Source organism: Streptomyces sp. NPDC048623, assembly GCF_040650755.1.
GTDB lineage: Bacteria > Actinomycetota > Actinomycetes > Streptomycetales > Streptomycetaceae > Streptomyces.
The window spans coordinates 204,002-220,350 of sequence record NZ_JBEZHV010000007.1 but is presented as its reverse complement, the minus strand read 5'-3'; the positions used below and the strand labels follow the sequence as shown (position 1 = coordinate 220,350).

At 69.4% G+C, this 16,349-nt stretch carries 13 protein-coding genes; 10 read left to right on the top strand and 3 right to left on the bottom strand.

Annotated features, from left to right (window positions below):
* Window positions 1-5: 5 nt before the first annotated feature.
* The 4 genes from AB0C73_RS13310 to AB0C73_RS13295 are packed head-to-tail and all read left to right on the top strand — an operon-like array spanning window position 6 to window position 4,545.
* On the top strand, window positions 6-2,567 hold the full coding sequence (locus tag AB0C73_RS13310; protein WP_362528461.1) for a sensor histidine kinase KdpD: 2,562 nt from the start codon (window positions 6-8) through the stop codon (window positions 2,565-2,567).
* 54 nt (window positions 2,568-2,621) lie between these two features.
* On the top strand, window positions 2,622-3,305 hold the full coding sequence (locus tag AB0C73_RS13305) for a response regulator (RefSeq protein WP_362528460.1): 684 nt from the start codon (window positions 2,622-2,624) through the stop codon (window positions 3,303-3,305).
* 46 nt (window positions 3,306-3,351) lie between these two features.
* On the top strand, window positions 3,352-3,750 hold the full coding sequence (locus tag AB0C73_RS13300; RefSeq protein ID WP_362528458.1) for an OB-fold nucleic acid binding domain-containing protein: 399 nt from the start codon (window positions 3,352-3,354) through the stop codon (window positions 3,748-3,750).
* Between the two features lie 3 nt (window positions 3,751-3,753).
* The gene (locus AB0C73_RS13295; protein ID WP_362528455.1) at window positions 3,754-4,545 is read left to right on the top strand and encodes a DUF3159 domain-containing protein; all 792 of its coding nucleotides are present in this window, start codon (window positions 3,754-3,756) and stop codon (window positions 4,543-4,545) included.
* A gap of 103 nt (window positions 4,546-4,648) precedes the next feature.
* Here the strand turns inward: AB0C73_RS13295 and AB0C73_RS13290 are convergent, their stop codons facing one another.
* Together AB0C73_RS13290 and AB0C73_RS13285 are read right to left on the bottom strand one after the other, a co-directional pair.
* Window positions 4,649-5,323: a TrkA family potassium uptake protein gene (locus AB0C73_RS13290; RefSeq protein ID WP_362528452.1), complete on the bottom strand. Its 675-nt coding sequence runs from the start codon at window positions 5,321-5,323 to the stop codon at window positions 4,649-4,651.
* On the bottom strand, window positions 5,323-5,991 hold the full coding sequence (locus AB0C73_RS13285) for a TrkA family potassium uptake protein (protein ID WP_362528449.1): 669 nt from the start codon (window positions 5,989-5,991) through the stop codon (window positions 5,323-5,325). The genes AB0C73_RS13290 and AB0C73_RS13285 overlap by 1 nt, the downstream gene beginning before the upstream one ends.
* Window positions 5,992-6,224: 233 nt before the next feature.
* Between AB0C73_RS13285 and AB0C73_RS13280 the strand changes: the two genes are divergently transcribed.
* The 5 genes from AB0C73_RS13280 (at window position 6,225) to AB0C73_RS13260 (ending at window position 14,734) form a co-directional block, all read left to right on the top strand.
* Window positions 6,225-8,276, top strand: coding sequence for an APC family permease (locus AB0C73_RS13280; RefSeq protein WP_362528447.1), 2,052 nt, complete (start codon window positions 6,225-6,227; stop codon window positions 8,274-8,276).
* A gap of 84 nt (window positions 8,277-8,360) precedes the next feature.
* Complete coding sequence (locus AB0C73_RS13275; protein WP_362528444.1) at window positions 8,361-9,680, top strand: class I SAM-dependent RNA methyltransferase; 1,320 nt, start codon at window positions 8,361-8,363, stop codon at window positions 9,678-9,680.
* Between the two features lie 363 nt (window positions 9,681-10,043).
* Window positions 10,044-12,032, top strand: coding sequence for a serine/threonine-protein kinase (locus AB0C73_RS13270; RefSeq protein ID WP_362528441.1), 1,989 nt, complete (start codon window positions 10,044-10,046; stop codon window positions 12,030-12,032).
* A gap of 507 nt (window positions 12,033-12,539) precedes the next feature.
* Complete coding sequence (locus tag AB0C73_RS13265) at window positions 12,540-14,267, top strand: restriction endonuclease fold toxin-2 domain-containing protein (protein ID WP_362528438.1); 1,728 nt, start codon at window positions 12,540-12,542, stop codon at window positions 14,265-14,267.
* Window positions 14,268-14,281: 14 nt separating this feature from the next.
* Entirely contained in the window at window positions 14,282-14,734 is a 453-nt protein-coding gene (locus AB0C73_RS13260; protein ID WP_362528435.1) for a hypothetical protein, read from the top strand.
* 228 nt (window positions 14,735-14,962) lie between these two features.
* Here the strand turns inward: AB0C73_RS13260 and AB0C73_RS13255 are convergent, their stop codons facing one another.
* Window positions 14,963-15,448 carry a DUF4265 domain-containing protein gene (locus tag AB0C73_RS13255; protein WP_362528433.1) on the bottom strand — a complete coding sequence of 162 codons (486 nt, stop codon included), beginning with the start codon at window positions 15,446-15,448 and terminating at the stop codon, window positions 14,963-14,965.
* A gap of 60 nt (window positions 15,449-15,508) precedes the next feature.
* Between AB0C73_RS13255 and AB0C73_RS13250 the strand changes: the two genes are divergently transcribed.
* Window positions 15,509-16,294 (top strand): hypothetical protein, encoded by a 786-nt coding sequence (locus AB0C73_RS13250; RefSeq protein WP_362528431.1) that lies wholly within the window; start codon window positions 15,509-15,511, stop codon window positions 16,292-16,294.
* Window positions 16,295-16,349: the final 55 nt, after the last annotated feature.

Sequence of the window (16,349 nt, the reverse complement as noted above, 5' to 3'; positions counted from 1 at the left end):
TTGGCATGGGACGCGGCAGACTCCGGATCTACCTGGGAGCGGCACCGGGCGTCGGCAAGACGTACGCGATGCTCTCCGAGGCGCACCGCCGTGTCGAGCGCGGCACGGACGTGGTCGTCGCGTTCGTCGAGCACCACGGCCGGCCGCGTACCGAGGTGATGCTGCACGGCCTGGAGCAGATACCCCGGCGGCGGCTCGACCACCGGGGCGGCGTCTTCTCCGAGATGGACGTGGACGCGGTCCTGGCACGGAAGCCGGCCGTGGCCCTGGTGGACGAGCTCGCGCACACCAATGTGCCGGGCTCGCGCAACGCCAAGCGCTGGCAGGACGTCGAGGAACTGCTCGCCGCCGGGATCGACGTGATCTCGACGGTGAACATCCAGCACCTGGAGTCGCTCGGCGACGTGGTCGAGTCGATCACCGGGGTGCGGCAGCGGGAGACCGTGCCGGACGAGGTGGTGCGGCGGGCCGACCAGATCGAGCTGGTCGACATGTCGCCGCAGGCGCTGCGGCGGCGGATGGCGCACGGCAACATCTACCAGCCGGACAAGGTCGACGCGGCCCTGTCGAACTACTTCCGGCCGGGGAACCTGACGGCGCTGCGCGAGCTGGCGCTGCTGTGGACCGCCGACCGGGTCGACGAGTACCTGCGGCAGTACCGGGGCGAGCACAACATCCGCTCCACCTGGCAGGCCCGGGAGCGGATCGTCGTCGGCCTCACCGGCGGCCCTGAGGGCCGCACCCTGATACGGCGCGCCGCCCGGCTCGCCGAGAAGGGCGCGGGCGGCGAGGTCCTGGCCGTCTACATCTCCCGCAGCGACGGCCTCACCGCGGCCTCGCCGAAGGAGCTCGCGGTGCAGCGGACGCTCGTCGAGGACCTCGGCGGCACGTTCCACCACGTGATAGGCGACGACGTGCCGCACGCCCTCCTGGAGTTCGCCCGGGGCGTCAACGCCACCCAGATCGTGCTCGGCTCCAGCCGGCGCCGCACCTGGCAGTACGTCTTCGGGCCGGGCGTCGGCCAGACCGTGGCCCGCGAGTCGGGCCCCGACCTCGACGTGCACATCGTGACCCACGAGGAGGCCAACAAGGGCCGCGGCCTGCCCGTGGCGCGCGGTGCCCGGCTCGGCCGTGCCCGGATTCTGTGGGGCTGGCTGGTCGGCATCGCCGGACCCGCCCTGCTCACCCTGCTGCTCACCCATGTCGACGCGGACCTCGGCCTCGCCAACGACATGCTGCTCTTCCTCACCCTGACGGTCGCCTCCGCGCTCCTCGGCGGCTTCCTGCCGGCCCTGGCCTCGGCGGCCTTCGGCTCCCTGCTGCTCAACTGGTTCTTCACCCCGCCGCTGCACCGGCTGACCATCGCCGACCCGCTGAACATCGTGGCCATCGCCGTCTTCTTCGCCGTCGGCATGTCCGTGGCCTCCGTGGTCGACCTCGCCGCCCGGCGCACCCAGCAGGCCGCCCGGCTGCGTGCCGAGTCCGAGGTGCTGTCCTACCTCGCCGGCAGCGTGCTGCGCGGAGAGACCAGCCTGGAGGCCCTGCTCGAACGGGTCCGGGAGACCTTCTCCATGGAGTCCGTCGCCCTCCTGGAGCGCACCGACGACCTCGAACCCTGGACCTGCGCCGCGAGCGTCGGCGCCCACCCGGCGGTCCGGCCCGAGGATGCCGACGTCGACATGCCCGTCGGCGACCGTCTGGCGCTCGCCCTCAACGGCCGGGTGCTGCCCGCCGAGGACCGGCGTGTCCTCGGCGCCTTCGCCGCCCAGGCCGCCGTCGTCCTCGACCGGCAGCGGCTGGTCGACGAGGCCGAGGAGGCCCGCAAGCTCGCCGAGGGCAACAAGATCCGCACCTCGCTGCTCGCCGCCGTCAGCCACGACCTGCGCACCCCGCTCGCCGGCATCAAGGCCTCCGTCTCCTCGCTCCGCTCCGACGACGTCGAATGGTCCGAGGAGGACCGGGCGCTGCTCCTCGAAGGCATCGAGGAGGGTGCCGACCGGCTCGACCACCTCGTCGGGAACCTGCTCGACATGTCGCGGCTCCAGACCGGCACCGTCACCCCGCTCATCCGCGCCACCGACCTCGACGAGGTCGTCCCCATGGCCCTCGGCGGCGTCCCCGACGGCAGCGTCGAGCTCGACATCCCCGAGACGCTTCCCATGGTCGACGTCGACCGCGGCCTGCTGGAGCGGGCCGTCGCGAACATCGTCGAGAACGCGGTCAAGTACAGCCCCGCCGGCGTCCCCGTGCTCGTCTCCGCCAGCATCCTCGGCGAACGCCTCGAACTGCGCGTCACCGACCGCGGCCCCGGCGTCCCGGACGAGGGCAAGGACGGCATCTTCGAGCCCTTCCAGCGCTTCGGCGACGCCCCGCGCGGCGCCGGCGTGGGCCTCGGCCTCGCGGTCGCCCGCGGCTTCGTCGAGGCCATGGGCGGCACCCTCGCCGCCGAGGACACCCCCGGCGGCGGCCTGACCATGGTGCTCACCCTGCGCACGGCCCGCGGCTCCGCGCCGCCGCCCCCGGACACCAGGGCGGCCGCCCAGGAGACCCTCCACACGTTCACGTGACCCGGGCCCGGCCCGTAACACTCCCTGCACCAACCAACAGGAAGGCCATTCTTCATGACCCGGGTCCTCGTGGTCGACGACGAGCCACAGATCGTCCGCGCCCTGGTGATCAACCTCAAGGCACGGAAGTACGAGGTCGACGCGGCGCCCGACGGCGCCACCGCCCTCCGGCTCGCCGCCGAGCGCCATCCCGATGTCGTCGTCCTCGACCTCGGCCTGCCCGACATGGACGGCGTCGAGGTGATCAAGGGCCTGCGCGGCTGGACCCGGGTGCCGATCCTGGTGCTCTCCGCCCGGCAGACCTCCGACGAGAAGGTCGAGGCGCTCGACGCCGGCGCCGACGACTACGTCACCAAGCCCTTCGGCATGGACGAGCTGCTCGCCCGGCTGCGCGCCGCCGTCCGCCGCGCCGAGCCGGTCGGCCGCGAGGACGGCGTCGTGGTCGTCGAGACCTCGGACTTCACCGTCGACCTGGCCGCCAAGAAGGTGCACCGGTCCGGCAGGGACGTCCGGCTCACCCCGACCGAGTGGCACCTCCTGGAGGTGCTGGTCCGCAACAGCGGCCGCCTGGTGAGCCAGAAGCAGCTGCTCCAGGAGGTCTGGGGCCCCTCGTACGGCACCGAGACCAACTATCTGCGGGTCTACATGGCGCAGCTGCGGCGCAAGCTGGAGCAGGATCCCTCGCATCCGCGCCACTTCGTCACCGAGCCGGGCATGGGCTACCGCTTCGAACACTGAGTCCGGTCCCGGCCGGGCCGTCGGCGGCGGCCGGTACGCTTTCTGTATGAGTGCCGCACCGCGTACAGAGAAGCCCGCCGGGCGCTTCCGCCGCATGCTCGACCGGCTGTCCACCTCGCAGGAGGAGCTGGAGTCGGTGGAGCTCCAGGAGGACTCCGCGGCCTCGGGGTGCACCCGGATCTCCGACTGCCACGACCGCGAGATAGTCAAGGTGACTGGTACGTTGCGGACGGTCACCCTGCGCCCCCGTGCGGGTGTGCCCGCGCTGGAGGCCGAGCTCTTCGACGGCACGGCCCCGCTGGACGTCGTCTGGCTGGGCCGCCGCTCCATCGTGGGCATCGAGCCGGGCCGCAAGCTGATCGCCTCCGGCCGCATCTCCATGAGCCGCGGCCGGCGGGTCCTCTTCAACCCCAAATACGAGCTCCGACCGCTCGGACAGGAGTAGCCGGTGACGTCCGTCGACAAGCCGACCACCACCGACCCGTCGACCGCCGACAAGCCGGCCTCCGGGCGGCACGCCCGGGTCCAGGACCCGCAGGCCCAGACCGACAAGGCGGTGACCGAGGCCGCCCTCTTCGAGGCCTTCGGCGGCGTGCGCGGCATGGTGGAGACGGTCCTGCCCGGACTGCTCTTCGTCACGATCTACACGATCAACAAGAACCTGCATGTCTCGGCGATCGCCGCGCTCGGGGTCTCGCTCGTCCTCGTGGCCGTCCGGCTGATCCGCCGCGACACCGTCAAGCACGCCTTCAGCGGCGTCTTCGGTGTCGCCTTCGGTGTCGTCTTCGCGATGATGACCGGCAACGCCAAGGACTTCTACCTGCCGGGCATGCTCTACACCCTCGGCCTGGCCCTGGCGTACATCGTCACGACCCTGGCCGGCGTGCCGCTGATCGGCCTGCTCCTCGGCCCGGTCTTCAAGGAGAACCTCTCCTGGCGCACCCGCAACCCGGGCCGCAAGAGGGCGTACGCGAAGGCCAGCTGGGCCTGGGGCCTGATCCTGCTCGGCAAGTGCGCGATCCTCTTCCCGCTGTACTGGTGGGCCGACCCGACCAAGTTCGGCTGGGTATCGGTCGCCCTGAAGATCCCGCCGTTCCTGCTCGCGGTGTATCTGACCTGGGTCTTCCTGGCCAAGGCGCCGCCGCCGATCGACGTGTTCGCGGAGATGGAGGCCGAGGAGGAGGCCGAGAAGGCCGAAGAGGCCCGCAAGGCCGCGGCTCAGGGCCGTACGGACGGCTAGCCCAGAGACGTACAGGCGTACAGACGTACAGACGTACAGGCCTACGCGAAGGGGCCCGGGACCTGTCACAGGTCCCGGGCCCCTCCCCGTAGCTCCGTAGGGCCTACTCGCCGCCCGCCTGGCGGACCGAGAGCAGCTCCTCCAGCTGCTCCTCGCGCGCCTGCGTGGCCACGAACAGCAGCTCGTCGCCCGCCTCCAGGGTCTCCTCCGGGCTCGGGGTGAGCACCCGGGCGCCACGGATGATGGTGACCAGGGAGGTGTCCTGCGGCCAGGCCACCTCGCCGACCTGCGTGCCCGCGAGCGCGGACTCCGGCGGCAGGGTCAGCTCGACCAGGTTGGCGTCGCCGTGGCTGAAGCGCAGCAGCCGGACCAGGTCGCCGACGCTCACCGCCTCCTCGACCAGGGCCGACATCAGGCGCGGCGTCGACACGGCGACGTCCACGCCCCACGCCTCGTTGAACAGCCACTCGTTCTTCGGGTTGTTCACGCGCGCGACCACACGCGGCACGCCGTACTCGGTCTTGGCGAGCAGCGAGACGACCAGGTTCACCTTGTCGTCACCGGTCGCCGCGATCACGACGTTGCAGCGCTGCAGCGCCGCCTCGTCGAGCGAGGTGATCTCACAGGCGTCGGCGAGCAGCCACTCCGCCTGCGGCACCCGCTCCACCGAGATGGCGGTCGGGGCCTTGTCGATGAGGAGGACCTCGTGGCCGTTCTCCAGGAGCTCGCCCGCGATGGAACGGCCCACCGCTCCGGCGCCGGCAATAGCGACACGCATCAGTGACCGCCCTCCTCGGGACCCTCGGCGAAGGCTGCCTCGACCTTGTCGATCTCGTCCGTCCGCATCATGACGTGCACGAGGTCGCCCTCCTGGAGCACCGTCTGCGAGGACGGGATGACGGCTTCGCCCAGCCGGGTGAGGAAGGCCACGCGCACGCCCGTCTCGTCCTGGAGGCGGCTGATCTTGTGCCCGATCCACGCCGGCGAGGTGTGCACCTCGGCGAGCTGCACTCCGCCGCTCGGGTCACGCCACAGCGGCTCCGCGCCCGAGGGCAGCAGCCGCCGCAGCATCTGGTCGGCGGTCCAGCGGACCGTCGCGACCGTCGGAATGCCCAGGCGCTGGTACACCTCGGCGCGCCGCGGGTCGTAGATACGGGCGGCCACGTTCTCGATGCCGAACATCTCGCGCGCGACCCGCGCCGCGATGATGTTCGAGTTGTCGCCGCTGCTCACCGCGGCGAAGGCACCGGCCTCCTCGATGCCCGCCTCACGCAGCGTGTCCTGGTCGAAGCCCACGCCGGTGACCCTGCGGCCGCCGAAGCCCGAGCCCAGCCGGCGGAAGGCCGTCGGGTCCTGGTCCACGACCGCGACGGTGTGCCCCTGCTGTTCGAGGGTCTGCGCGAGAGCGGCTCCCACTCGCCCGCAGCCCATGATGACGATGTGCACGTCCCCTTACCCCGCACTCCTGATCGTCTTGCTGACCTGCGAATACACCCTGCTCACAACTTTCCTGGCCCGAGTCGCCCGGCCGCGGCGGACCGCGCACCGACGCGCTGTCCGGACCGAGCTTATGCGGCCACGGTGGCCGGGACCTCACCGGCGGTGGTATCCAGGGAGATTCCGTGCCGATCGGGGCCCGCTGTGGTCTTGACGCTTTCCTAACGCTTACGATCCTCCGCGTGTCAAAACTGACTGACGTGCCCAAACGGATCCTCATCGGACGGGCCCTGAGCAGCGACAAGCTCGGGGAGACCCTTCTCCCCAAGCGGATCGCCCTTCCCGTTTTCGCCTCCGACCCGCTGTCCTCGGTGGCGTACGCGCCGGGTGAGGTGCTCCTCGTCCTCTCCGTCGCGGGCCTGTCGGCCTACCACTTCAGCCCGTGGATCGCGCTCGCCGTCGTGGTGCTGATGTTCACGGTCGTCGCCTCGTACCGGCAGAACGTGCACGCGTACCCCAGCGGCGGCGGTGACTACGAGGTCGCCACCACCAACCTCGGGCCGAAGGCCGGACTGACCGTCGCGAGCGCCCTGCTCGTCGACTACGTCCTCACCGTCGCGGTCTCCATCTCCTCCGGCATCGAGAACCTCGGCTCCGCCGTCCCGTTCGTCGTCGAGCACAAGGTCGCCTCGGCCGTCGCGGTGATCGTTCTCCTCACCCTGATGAACCTCCGGGGCGTCAAGGAGTCCGGCGGCCTCTTCGCCATCCCGACGTACGTCTTCGTCTTCGGCGTCTTCGTCATGATCCTCTGGGGCGCCTGGCGCGGGCTCGTCCTCGGCGACGACATGCGGGCCCCCACCGCCGGCTTCGAGATCAGGGCCGAGCACGGCGGACTCGCCGGCTTCGCGCTGGTCTTCCTGCTGCTCCGTGCCTTCTCCTCCGGCTGTGCCGCCCTGACCGGCGTCGAGGCGATCTCCAACGGTGTGCCCGCCTTCCGCAAGCCGAAGTCGAAGAACGCCGCCACGACGCTGGCGCTCATGGGCGGCCTCGCCGTCACCATGTTCTGCGGCATCATCTTCCTGGCCATGGCCACCGACGTCCGGATGGCCGAGACGCCCGCCACCGACCTGCTGAACAACGGCACCCCGGTCGGCGCGAGCTACGTCCAGGACCCGGTGATCTCCCAGGTCGCCGCCGCCGTCTTCGGCGACGGAACGTTCTTCTTCATCCTGCTCGCCGCCGCCACCGCGCTCGTCCTCTTCCTGGCGGCCAACACGGCGTACAACGGCTTCCCGCTCCTCGGCTCGATCCTCGCCCAGGACCGCTACCTGCCGCGCCAGCTGCACACCCGCGGCGACCGCCTCGCCTTCTCCAACGGCATCGTGGTGCTCGCCGGCGCCGCCGCCCTCCTCGTGTGGATCTACGGCGCCGACTCGACGCGCCTCATCCAGCTCTACATCGTGGGCGTCTTCGTCTCCTTCACGCTCAGCCAGACCGGCATGGTCCGGCACTGGAACCGGCATCTGAAGACCGAGCGCGACCCGGCCAAGCGCCGCCACATGATCCGCTCCCGCGCGATCAACGCCTTCGGCGCCTTCTTCACCGGCCTGGTCCTGGTCGTCGTCCTGGCCACCAAGTTCACCCACGGCGCCTGGGTCGCGCTGCTCGGCATGGTGATCTTCTACGTGACGATGACCGCGATCCGCCGCCACTACGACGCCGTCTCCGAGGAGATCGCCGCCGCCGAGCAGCGCCCGGACGAGTACGTACGCCCCTCCCGGGTCCGCTCCCTCGTCCTCGTCTCCAAGCTCCACAAGCCCACCCTGCGCGCCCTCGCCTACGCCGAGCTCATGCACGCGAGCGAGCTGGAGGCCCTCACCGTCAACGTCGACCCGGCGGAGACCAAGGCGCTGAAGGAGGAGTGGGAGCGGCGCGGCATCAACGTACCGCTGAAGATCCTCGACTCGCCGTACCGCGAGATCACCCGGCCGGTCATCGAGTACGTGAAGACCCTGCGCCAGGAGAGCCCGCGCGACGCCGTCTCCGTCTACATCCCGGAGTACGTGGTCGGCCACTGGTACGAGCACCTGCTGCACAACCAGAGCGCGCTGCGCCTCAAGGGCCGGCTGCTGTTCACGCCGGGCGTGATGGTGACCTCGGTGCCGTACCAGCTCCAGTCCTCCGAGGCCGCGAGGAAGCGGGCGCGCAGGCGCTCGGAGTGGAACGCGCCGGGCTCGGTGCGGCGGGGCCCGGTGGAGAAGGCCCGTAAGGAACCGGCCGGCAAGAGCGACTAGAAAAGTGGAACTAGACTGGTGGGCTGCTGTGAGAACAGCAGCCCACCGTCTCTTTCTCTTCGCTTGCTTACGGAGCCCCCGATCATGCAGAACACCCCTGTGAAGTCCTTGATCGGGGAGGAGTACGAGGTCGAGGTCGGCCCGGTGGCCCACGGCGGCCACTGCATCGCCCGTACGGAGGAGGGCCGGGTCCTCTTCGTGCGCCACGCGCTGCCGGGCGAGCGGGTCGTGGCCCGGGTCACCGAGGGCGAGGAGAGCTCGCGCTTCCTGCGCGCCGACGCGGTCGAGATCCTGGAGGCCTCCAAGGACCGCATCGAGGCGCCGTGCCCCTTCGCGGGCCCGGGCAGGTGCGGCGGCTGCGACTGGCAGCACGCCAAGCCGGGCGCCCAGCGCCGGCTGAAGGGCGAGGTGGTGGCCGAGCAGCTGAAGCGGCTGGCCGGCCTCACGCCCGAGGAGGCGGGCTGGGACGGCACCGTCGTCCCCGCCGAGGGCGACAAGCTCCCGGCGGGCGAGGTCCCGAAGTGGCGCACCCGCGTCCAGTACGCGATCGACCCCGACGGCCGGGTGGGTCTGCGCAAGCACCGCTCGCACGAGGTCGAGGTGATCGACCACTGCATGATCGCCGCCGAGGGCGTCTCCGAGCTGGGCATCGAGCACCGCACCTGGGAGGGCATGGCCTCGATCGAGGCCATCGCCGCGACCGGCTCCCAGGACCGCCAGGTCATCCTGACCCCGCGCCCGGGCGCCCGCCTCCCCATCGTGGAGCTCGACAAGCCGGTGTCGGTGATGCGCGTCGGCGAGAAGGACGGCGGCGTCCACCGCGTCCACGGCCGCCCCTTCGTCCGCGAGCGCGCCGACGACCGCACCTACCGCGTGGGCAGCGGCGGCTTCTGGCAGGTCCACCCGAAGGCCGCGCAGACCCTGATGCTCGCGGTCATGCAGGGCCTGACCCCCCGCAAGGGCGAGACCGCCCTTGACCTCTACTGCGGCGTCGGCCTCTTCGCGGGCGCCCTCGCCGACCGCGTCGGCGACCAGGGCGCGGTCCTCGGCATCGAGTCCGGCAAGCGCGCGGTCGAGGACGCCCGCCACAACCTGGCCGACTTCCCCCGCGTCCGCATCGAACAGGGCAAGGTCGAATCCGTCCTCCCGCGCACCGGCATCACGGACGTCGACCTCATCGTCCTCGACCCCCCGCGCGCCGGCGCCGGCAAGCAGACCGTCCACCACCTGGCCGGCCTGGGCGCCCGCCGCATCGCCTACGTCGCCTGCGACCCGGCGGCCCTGGCCCGCGACCTGGCCTACTTCCGCGAGGGCGGCTACCGGGTGCGGACGCTGCGGGTGTTCGACCTGTTCCCGATGACGCACCACGTGGAGTGCGTGGCGATTCTGGAGCCGGTGAAGTAGGGCGCCTGACCTGGGGTTTTGCGGGTGCGCCGTATGTGCGGTGTGGGCGTTACAGGCGATATCTTGACGCTGAAATGACGCTCATTTGACGCTCGTTCTGATGGGGTGTCAGTCGATTGCCGGGGAGAGCCAGGCCGTGGCGCGCACCGATGAACAGACGCGCTGCGGCGAAGGCGACGGAGCACGGCGAGCGAGGCTCGTCGGCTCCGTTTCGCTCTTGTGCGCTCGATGAGGAAGCGTTGCCGACCATTGCCTGAGAAGGCAGTGCCTATCGCCTCGACGCGCGGCTAATATCCAGCTCTCAGGTACCGGCATGCGTCCGGCCTTTGGCCTGCTGCACGTCTGAAGGAGATCGGAAGCCCGGTGAGCAGTGCTCGTTCTGGTGGGCGGGTGCTGGCTGCCCACCCCGGTGACCCCAAGCGCGTCGGCCCCTACCGGATCATCGGGCGCCTCGGGTCAGGGGGCATGGGCACGGTGTTCGCCGGCCTCGACGCCGCCGGTCTGCGGGTCGCGGTCAAGGTCGTCCACCCTGCCCAGGCGGACGACGCGGAGTTCCGGGCGCGCTTCCGCCGAGAAGTCCAGCTCTCCGCCCGTGTCCAGGGCCCCTGCCTCATACCCCTGATCGCGGCTGACGCCGAAGCACCGTCACCGTGGCTGGCCACTGCCTATGCCCCAGGGCTCACCCTCGATCGGTACATCGCCGCGCACGGGCCGCTGGCCGGTGGAACCCTCTACGCCTTTGCTACGGGCACAGCCCAGGCCCTCGCGGCCATCCACGCCGCGGGTGTCGTCCACAGGGACGTCAAGCCGCAGAACGTCATCCTGACCCCGGTCGGCCCCCGAGTCCTGGACTTCGGCATCGCCCATGCCGCCGACGGCACATCCGTGACGCGCACCGGCATTCTGACCGGAACCCCAGGATGGATCAGCCCCGAGCACTACCGCACCGGTACAACGGGTCCCGAGGGCGACATGTTCGTCTGGGGCGCCCTCATAGCCTTCGCAGCCACCGGTCGCACGCCTTTCGGCGGGGGAGCCCCCGACGCGGTCGCCTACCGGGTCATGTCCGAGGATCCTGATCTGCGTGGCCTTCCTGGCGAACTCCACGCCATCGTGCGCAGCGCTCTCGCCAAGGAGCCGGGGGACCGAGCCACCGCGTGGGATGCTGCCGAGACATGTGCCGTCCTCCTCGCAGCACAGGCCACACAGGTTGCGCCGACGGGTGCGGAGCCGACACTGGTGGGCGATCTCGTCGCTGCCCAGTGGGACGTCCCCACTCTGGACGACCCGAACTGGAGACGTCCTGCCCGTTCCAACAGACGACTCGTCGGCATCGCGGCGGTGGTGGGCACTGTCATAGGTGGCCTGGCGGGTGGAGCGCTGGCCCTGCAGCCCGACAAGACGGAGACGACTTCGACGAGTTCCCGTCCTCCCGCCAGCGCATCCCCCAGCAAGACCGCCACCATGCCGGCTTCCGCTTCACCCGCAGCAAGCTCCCAGGCTGTGGTGGACGCCGCGTCATCCCCTCCTCCTGTGAACGCGGACGAGGCGACGATCGCCACGTGGCGTGCAGCTCGTCGTGCCAAAGGAGAAGCGGAGATCGAGACCGAGGCCGCACTCGGGCACGACCTCAGCTACGGCATGGGCGAGGAGTATAACTACAGCGGTCAGTACGACGTGGGCTACGCCCCGTCCCGGAGAGAGCTCTACATAGCCATTAGCGGCCCGGCCGTGGAGTCACGCGTCGTGCAGGGAGTGGCCAAGAACGCCTGCCTCACCTTGCGCATGATGGCGGGCATCTACAAGTCCCTTCCGTACGACGAGTACGTCCTGGTCGACAACACCACGTCCACGGCGCCGGCGATCGTGTGGGAGGACGACTTCCGCGCCAACACCGGCTGCATCACGCAGACCATCGACCGCACCGCCGCCGACCCCGGGCAGGAGCCGAGCTGGCACCCCACCGAAGAAGGACTGGCCGCGGCCCAGATCCCCAGCGTCGACAAGCGCGAAATCAGAGTGGCAACCGAGGCGGTCCACCAGCTCTTTGTCGACTGGAACGCCAACTCCCGGCTGTTCGAAGACCCCCGCTATATCAGCGACGAGAACACCAGCATCGGCTTCGCTCCGCACGAAGGTGTGATGTACGTGTGGGCCACGAAGCCCGAGTGGGACCAGAGCACACGAGAGGAATGGGCAGAGGCCGCCGCCGGCGTGGCCTGCCAGACTGTTCTCGCGGAATCTCGCACGGGGCAGGAGTGGGGCTACGCCCAGTACGCCGTGGCGGTCCTCGACGGCGCTGGGGGCACGGAGTTCCTGCGTTGGGGCACGGCCGGCAGCTGTACGAGCTGACCTTCCCTCGGCCCTCCATGGTTGCGTCCGGTGGAGGTCAGCCGAACGCGACGTTTGCAGAAGCCGAACGCGGGACCTTTGGCCTGCCAGCCCAGCGAGTGCACCCCGCTGGGCACGCATTGAAGTTTGGTGAGGTTCCACTGGGGCCTACACGCCTTTGGCGTGCCGCGCAGCTTCGCTGCCGAGTGCTTAGAAGGCACTGGCTGGGTTGGGGAGCGGGGTGGCTCTGACCTGCGCGAACATGTCTGGCCGCTGGCTGCTGCCGAAAACTTCGGGCGTTTTCGGGACAGCGGGAGGCCGGGTGGTCCCGTAGGCGATGCGCCGAGCTTCCGACTGGCTCGTCTTTGCGCTCTGGAAGGCGCCTCCGACAGATTCGACCCGGGTGTGGTGTCACTGTTCGATTCGCGCCTGTTCACCGACCGCAATGAGCCGAGGGCCGACATCACCCAGACAACGGCGACCTGCCTGAGATAGGTTGGCGATTTACGTCTGCAATGGGGTGCGGCGGTGACCGGGCTTGCTCCGAACGTCAAGTTCATCGCGGAAGGAATGATCCGTGGTTCCATGGGGCTTCTCGACACGATGCGGGGAGCACGTGACACGGCTATCGCCCTGGGCCACGAACTGGCGCGCCAGCACGGGATGGCAGGGGACGATTATGCCGGGCGAGCCTTTGCCAAGGTGTATGTCTCGGCAGCCTCGGTGACGCTCGACAAGATGGGCTTCAGCTCCTACGTCCTGGGCGAGACGAGCAAGGGGCTGATGCGTAACGCCCGCGAGTTCATGGCCGAGGAGAGCCGCCAGGTCGCCGCCTTCCTCGGGCGGCAGGGTGACCTCACGGCAGGAATGGGTGACCCCGGCGCTGACTGCACTGAGAACTACCTCGGGCTCGGCCAGGAACTCCCCGAGGTGGTGGGAGAGACCGCCTGGTACGAGCAGTACGCCCCCAGCCGCGGCAGTGACCGCTTCCGCGGTTCCCCGGAGAAGATCCGGGACGTGGCCGGTTCGTGGCGCCATGCGGGAGTGCTCATGCAGCGCTTCCTGGAGGACGCGCAGGCCTACTCCCTCACCGCGAGCAAGGCCCACTCCGGAGAGGCCGCCGATGCCTTCCAGACGTACGTCAAGCACAGCGTCGGCCTCACCTGCCCGCCGGCGAAGGCCGAGGAAGGCGAGCCGCTGGTGACGAACCTCGTCGCCGCCTGCACGCAGATCGCCAAAGCATGCGACCGGTACGCCGAGCACGTGGAAGCGGCCAAGGCTAAGATCGCCCAGCACAAGCTGGACCTCTTTGCCGTCGACATGCCCTGGGACCAACCGATGTTCGGGGGCAACGGATACGACGGCGGCCTGCTCGACGCCGTACTCGGAGACACCTGGATCCAGGACCTCGGCTCAGTGGGGCACGCACTGGACTCCTCCGCCGCACGAATCACGCTTCCCGCCGCCGATCCGCCGGCGGCGCCTGCCATCCCCGGATTCCCGTTCCTGCCGCCCCTCATACCCGCGCCGGCGCCCGTGCCGATTGCGCTCGCGTCGTACACGGGGCAGGTGCCGGCGCTCGCCCCGATGAGCAACAAGGTCGACCCCGCGATCTCCTCCGCCGACCCGATTCCGCCGATGCCTTGCACGACGCGTCTGCTCACCGCGGCGGAGCAGCAGCAGTTTCGTACGTGGATGAACGGTCTCCAGACCGGTGGCTTCGCGGGAGGCGGCGGACCGATGGATCCGGACAACGCCTACCAGCTCCGTGTGTCCGGCTATCCCGAGCGGGAGGTGCCGTTGCTCGGCAGCAGACGCGGACCGATGGATCCGGACAACGCCTACCAGCTCCGTGTGTCCGGCTATCCCGAGCGGGAGGTGCCGTTGCTCGGCAGCAGACGCGGACTGATGGTGGACGGCATCCGCCCTCTCGACGGATATCTCGTCGAGGCGAAGCATGTACGGGACCCGGACTGCACGAACAAGAGTTTCCGCACAGTCGACCGGGTCGAGGAAGCATTGACGAAGCCCGTCAAGGTGAACAAACAGGGGAAGATCACTTTCGACCCCGTCATCGACTCCATGTACGCGGGCGACGAGAGGGAACTCGTCCGCTACAAGCAGGCCATGGCCAACCCCGCCAACAGCGAGATCAGGGGCCTGGAGATCGTGACGAACGGACCGGACAACGCCGCCTACTGGCAGTCCATGATGGCGATGACGGGCATGCCCGGCTCGACGCGGTACGTCCCCTGAGTACAAGGAAGACCATGGCCACGGAACGAAACGTCAGGACGAACTTCGCCTTCTATCCCCCCGAGGGGGAGGGTGGAGCCTGGCACGCCACGCTGCAGACCCTGGAGCGGGCACTGCGTGAGGCGTTCCCCGATCCGACCATCGGGCACCGGAGGTCCGGCATCCACGAGATGACCGTGCTGGACTTCGAGATCGAGTTGGCGCCGGACGTGTGGCTGGACGGCACTGCGGCCATCACCGAGCCCGACTATGCCTACATCACCCTCACCGATGTGACGGCGGACGAAGCCGGTGCCTTCGCCGTCTGGCTGCGCGACTCCTTCGCTCCGGCGCCGAACCTGGTGCGCTTCGCCAGCAGCCTTGCCATGGCGAACGGCGAGGACACCCCCTCGCCGCTGCCAGCCGAAGGGGGCCGCGAAGACATCGGTGACCTGCTGCGCCGACACCTCGACGCATTCGACTACTGACCGGCAACCACCAAGCGTCTGCCGCCTGTGTGACGCTGCTTCCCGTTGGTTTAATCGGCCGATGGAACGTAGGGCCGCAGTGTCACAGGCCCGGATACCTTCCGCCGAGCCCAGGAGCGGGTCTCGGCTCGAAGAGGCGGCCCGGCGGGTGCAACGCAGGCCGCTCTGCCTCTGCCCGGACGGGACTTGTGCTGACACTGTCGGCGGGTGACCGGATGTGCGCGCATCTCACCGGTCCCGTGCTGCACGCCAGGCGTCGGTGATGCAGCACTCTTCCATGTCCCACCACCCCTGGGCTATGCCGTGATCGAGGAGCCGCTGGACCTTCGCGAGGTCCACCTCCGGCGGCACATCGAGAGCGACCATGCCGAACCGCTCGATCCCCTCTCCACCCACTCCCAGTTCCGCGAAGGCGTTCAGAACGCTTAACCGCGCCGCGCCAGATCCCTTGTCACGCAGCACGATCAGCCGGATCGTGCAGTTCTGCGACGGCGAGACCACTTGGCCCGCCCAGTGAACGCCGTCCTTGTCGGGGTGGGTGGTGAGGACGTCTCCGCACGCTACGCCGCGTACGAACCAAGGAGTGTTGTCTAGTCGCACGGTGCCATCGCCTTGGTCGAGAGCCCACAGACTCTCCCCTGAGGTGGGCGGCCAATCACCGTCAGTCTCAAGGCGGAAGTGCACCTTCACATGTTCGACTCCGGTCTGCGTCATCCGGTCAGGATGCATGATCTCTCCGATTCGGACCCGTGCGGCCCGTGCTTGAATCGGCGAATGATCGAATGGCAGTTGCCGCGGTACGGGCGCGGGCCGTACGACGAGGTTCCGCCCGTTCTCGAGCGGGTTCTCCGATCGCCGTCCAGCGATGAGGAGGCATGGCAGGAACTCTGGCACCTCCTGGCTACCGAGGGGCTGACCGTCTCGGCGGCGAGCTTTGCCGCGCTCCCGTACCTTCGGGATATCGCCCGCGCCGGTGAGACGACTGTCGTGGACCGGGCGTTGGACCTGGCCGGAGCGATCATGGCGGGAGTCCATCAGGACCACGGCGCCGACGATCTCATCAAGACCTTGGCTCCGGTGATCGTCGAACTGAAGCAGATGGTCTCCCGGCGCCTCAACGACAATGACCTGTCAACGGCGACCGCGATGTCTCTCTTCCGCGCTCATCTCGCATTCGCCGGGGCGAGCGCGTGGAGCCTGGCCGAGTACGACTTCGAAGACGGCTTCTACGGGGTCGGCTGCCCTCACTGCCACCTCCGCGTCACCATCGCGATCGGTATCTACGGCCGCTACTCGGCCCATCGCGACTGGGACCAGGGAGACATCTGCCGCCGCCCTCTCCAGCAAGCCGACCCGAACGACCTCGACGGCTTGGCCGCATGGATGCATGAAACAGCCCGTGACCTCGGCTTTGCCCAGTTGGCAGAGGGGATCACCTGGCTGTTCGGCCGTGCCGAATGCCCCGAATGCGCGAGCACTTTCGTCATCGGGGACCAGTACGCGGCCGAGAACGAACCCCACCACTCATCTGACGGGCCCGTACCTGTTGGAGGCTGGTGACGAGACCCGCACCGCGTGTTTCCCGCCACTAGTGCCGCATCAGGCAACGTTCGCC